This is a genomic window from Mycobacterium colombiense (genome assembly GCF_001665835.1).
GTDB classification, from domain to species: Bacteria; Actinomycetota; Actinomycetes; order Mycobacteriales; family Mycobacteriaceae; genus Mycobacterium; species Mycobacterium colombiense_A.
The window spans coordinates 1-876 of the sequence record NZ_LZSX01000026.1 but is presented as its reverse complement, the minus strand read 5'-3'; the positions used below and the strand labels follow the sequence as shown (position 1 = coordinate 876).

2 pseudogenes are annotated in these 876 nt (G+C 63.7%); one reads left to right on the top strand and one right to left on the bottom strand.

The window, feature by feature from the left end:
• Positions 1-211: pseudogene (locus tag A5760_RS05490) on the bottom strand (XRE family transcriptional regulator); the annotation flags it as partial.
• A 436-nt stretch (positions 212-647) separates the two neighbouring features.
• Between A5760_RS05490 and A5760_RS27200 the strand changes: the two are divergent.
• Positions 648-876 (top strand): annotated as a pseudogene (locus A5760_RS27200) (XRE family transcriptional regulator); the annotation flags it as partial.

Here is an 876-nt window from a genome sequence, read left to right as displayed (position 1 = left end):
CGACCGTGGGGTTTCTTTTGACGCCGCTTCTCAGCTGCCAGAGATAGGCCGGACTGATCGATACGCCGGTTTTCTTGCTGATAGCCGCCGCGGCGGCGGCGTTGGACAGCGGGGCCGCGCCGGCCTTCCGCATGACCTCGAAAAGCTTCGTCAAACGCGATGCCAACTCGCCGTTATCCGGCCCTTCGGCCTGGACATCGTCGACTCCCAATGGTCTTCCGTTTCATGCGCACGCCAACAAGTTTTGCCCATGTTACAACCTGGCCGTTTGCCGATGGCCTCCCGAATCGTCGCCCCGGACGGTTACCGCGGTGCAAGGGCGCGCAACCTCAGAGCCGGTATCCGCATCCGTCCGCATTTGCGTTTCTGAGCCCAAACCCTTTCGCGCAGAAGGAAGTTCGTACCGACGATGTGCGTGGCAGACGGACGATCCTGCCAGCTGGAACGCCGCATCGACGAGTTTGCGCCGACCGCCTGCGAGCTTCATCATGCCGCCGGGGCTCGTCGGCGGTCAAGGCGCCGACCGCGGCGGCCGCCCCTTTCCGGGGGCCAACGACCAAGGTCAGGCCGGGTTCTCGGTGGATTCAGCGCTAGGCGGCTGGTAACGTGAGTACACGATGATCGCGTTGGAATGAGATGAGAGTGCATTGGATCGCGGCAGCGGGCCAGACGAAGCGCCAGCCGGTGGCGGTGCTGACAACGACTCTGATCTCGCGCTCAGGTTGACCAAGCTTTTCGAGGTCATGCGGAAGGCCGGCACGGCCCCGCTGTCCAACGCCGCCGCCGCGGCGGCTATCAGCAAGAAAACCGGCGTATCGATCAGTCCGGCCTATCTCTGGCAGCTGAGAAGCGGCGTCAAAAGAAACCCCACGGTCG